This window comes from Tardiphaga sp. (assembly GCF_028290785.1).
Classification (GTDB): domain Bacteria; phylum Pseudomonadota; class Alphaproteobacteria; order Rhizobiales; family Xanthobacteraceae; genus Tardiphaga.
Genome location: NZ_JAQGJD010000079.1, coordinates 1 through 3266, shown reverse-complemented (window position 1 = coordinate 3266; position 3266 = coordinate 1). Strand labels below are relative to the sequence as shown.

Sequence of the window (3266 nt, the reverse complement as noted above, 5' to 3'; positions counted from 1 at the left end):
ACCACATCCTGAGTGTGAAGCGCGTCGATAATGTTCTGGATTTGGTAGTTGTGCTCCTCGTGGAACACGTGGTGGATCGAGGTGAGTCCGAAGTTTTCGTTCACGCGGCCGTCGCCCGCCACGTAGTGGTCGCCAACGGAAGCCATCAGGATCTCGCCGACGGCGTCGTGCAGCATTCCTGCGGGCGCCGTGATGCTGAAGTCAGCGAAGTTGACGAATGGAAACAGCGCGTTCGCGCCGTCCAGCGTCGGCGGAAAGCCTGGCGGCGGAGTTTGCATGTGGAGCGTCAGTTTGTGCGTGGTCGCATCGACGCCGAAGCTCGATCCAGCGCCGTAGGTGGCCTTGACGTAGCCGTCGATAGTTGAGATCGCCGCAGCCACCTTGGCGGCTTGCCCTGGGGTGCCGTACGCCGCCTCGCCGGCGTCCCGCGCGCCGTTGCTGTTGGTGTCATAGAAGCCGCCCATGTGGCCGGCGTCGAAGCGCGGATTCATATCGAGCAGCAGTGCCGCGCCGCTGGTGCCGGCAATCACGTGGCCGGCGGCGTCGCGGTTACGGAGGTTGTTGACGTCCTCCCAGGTCAGCGCGTCGCGGCCGGTCATCTCGACGTGGGCGCGCAGTTCGTCCAGCGTGGGTAGCGTCTGGTGGGTACTGACGCCATCCGGCTTGGTCCAGGCAGTATCGAGCGTCTGTCCGTCGAATAGGTTCATGCCGGCGTGATATTGACCCGTGGCCGGGTCCTTGACCCATTCCCGAAGCAGGGTGGTGAGCTGCTCGTGGGAGCCGTAGGTCTGGCTCTGGTCGATAAACGGCGAGGTATGGTTGACGTATTCGGGGCCCTGGGCGTCTACGGTCTGGACCGTGGCGCGGTTGATGGTGATCTCGTGCACCGGCCGCCCGTCCTGGCCGAGCATGCCGTACAGCGGATCGTCGCTGGCGAGCGCAATCTTGATGGTCTGGCCGGAGGACTTTCCGATGAAGTCGAGCCCGTGGTCAAAGAATTGGCCGAACAGCACGAAAAAGCCGTTGGAGGGCGACACGCCCGGATTGAGACCGCCGATGAAGTGGTCGCCCTGGCCGGCCGAGGCGGCGAGGCGCGCTTGGGTATCGACCTGGCCGAGCCCGCCGTCGGCGACGGTGGCAAGCTGACCCCAGTCCTGCACCTTGGCGGTGCCGCTGGCCGGATCGTAGTAGATCTCGTTTGGCTGATGCGACGACGCTCCCGGGTCTGCCGCGTGATTGGCCCAGGTGTCGAACGTGACGCCGGCCGTCGTCGTCGTCAGGCTGATCATGCGAGGGGTGTAATCGACGACGTTGGGCTGGTCGATCTTGGTGCCGTCAGTCGCAGTCTGAGCCCCGGAGGGATCCGCCTTGATGGCGTAGTCGCCGTTCAGCGCCGGATTAAAGCCGCCAGTCGCAGCGCTGTAAGAGGAGTAGTAGGTCTTGGCCGCGGCGTAGGTCCGATCGGCCACCGCCTGCATCACCGAAGAATATCCGGCGTAGTCGGCAGCTGACGATCGCGTGAATATCTGGTCGACCGCGCCGAAGGTGGCGTTGATGAGCGAAAGGTTGTTGTTGAGGCCGCTCGGATCCCGCAAACCGGCGAAATCGAATTCGGAATAGTAGGATTGCCCCCAATGGCCGACAGCGGCCGTCGATGCTGCATCGCCTGCTGCTGCGCCCCCTGTGCCTATCAGATTGCCGTGCGCGTCGTAGACGCTGCCGATGCCGTCCCAAAGGATGATGGCGTTGCCGGTGGCGTCGAACAGCGGTCGGAAATTCACTTGGCTAAGAATGAAGTCGATATCGCTCTGATCGATTACGAACGGCTTGAGATAATTTGCCATGATTTCACTCCTGCCCGAAGATTCTTGAAGTCCGGAAAAGCCGGATCCTCGACATCTCTCAGCGTGCCGCGCCCGGCGAGGGCCCGATAGGGGAGAAGGTCTAACTAAAAATGTATGTCGAAGGTCCGACACGGCATCGGTCCAAAGTCCTAGAGGTTCCGACTTTCGTCCTGAGAGTTTCGGTACTTTGGTCCGTTCCGGCTGAAGTTCTTCGCGTTGCAATGCGGCCGATCGGGAGTGGTTTTCACCATGTTGGTCGAAACGTTGAAGAGAATGTCAATTGTCGCTTATGATGGCAGCGGTCCGAGCGTAGTTCAGCACGGGCGTCGTGTTTCGAGAGTAATCGGCATGGAACCGTTGGTCGGAAACGTTCAAGGCGCCCGCATTGCAGATGACCGCCCGATGGCGGCCCGTCGCGCTCTAGCCGTGCGAATCCCGAAGTCCCTCGCAGAATTCCGATTCCAGTCAATGCGAAATTGGTGGATGCGCAGGTCCCTTTTTGAGCAATTCGCTATGACGTCATCGGTCGTGTTGACCTTGTCGGTGATCGCGGTGGGCGGATGGATCGGCGCTCGCATCGCAGACGACGTGCTGCACGGCACGAGTGGCGCTGCCGCCTTGTACATGACTAATTTCGTCGAACCCTACGTGCAGTCGATGGATGGAGGCGGCCTGCTCAGTCGGGATGACATCCGCAGGCTCGATCTGGTCGGTGAATTGTTAAAGTCTAGACGGCACGTAGCCTCCATCAAGATCTGGCATCCCGACGGCACGATCGTCTACAGCACCAACAAAAGCCTGGTCGGAAAGCAATTTCCCACCGCCGACATCCTGCCTTCCCTGAAAGGCAAGATCCGTGCGGGAATGGCGGACCTGAGCGACGACGACAACGAATTCGAACGATCGTTGTCGATGAATCTCTATGAAATATTCATCCCCCTCTACAAGAGCGAGACCGAAACGATTATCGCGGTCGCTGAAATCTACGAAGACGCCGGTCACCTTCTTCGCGACCAGGCCAGCGCGGTGATCGGGGCGTGGACGGTGGTCGGATCGGCTGGCATCGCCACGCTTCTCATACTGTTCGCCATCGTCCACCGGGGAAGCGCGACCATCCAAAGGCAGAGGGCGGCAATCAAGCTCCGGTATCGTGAGGCAATGTTGCTGCACCGCAAGAACGCGATACTCATGTCCCAAACAGAGGCGGCTTTGCGGGCGGCTCGGCGCATTGACGATCTGATCCATATGCGGCTCGGCGCGGAACTGCACGATGGTCCAGTCCAGCTGATATCCTTCGTGCTGCTGCGGCTGGAAGAGATCGAGCAAGGACCGAACGACGGCCCTTTGCTCCAGCAGCTGCGCACTTCGCTCCAAACGGTACTCGCCGAGCTACGTGCGATCGCTGCAGGCTTACTTCTTCCT

The 3266-nt window shown here is 60.8% G+C and carries 2 protein-coding genes; one reads left to right on the top strand and one right to left on the bottom strand.

What is annotated here, in order from left to right:
- A partial coding sequence (locus tag JWR89_RS04565) for a peroxidase family protein (RefSeq protein WP_299712276.1) occupies positions 1-1844 on the bottom strand: 1844 nt, incomplete at its 3' end.
- A 513-nt stretch (positions 1845-2357) separates the two neighbouring features.
- Here JWR89_RS04565 and JWR89_RS04560 point away from each other — a divergent pair.
- A partial coding sequence (locus JWR89_RS04560) for a hypothetical protein (RefSeq protein ID WP_299712273.1) occupies positions 2358-3266 on the top strand: 909 nt, incomplete at its 3' end.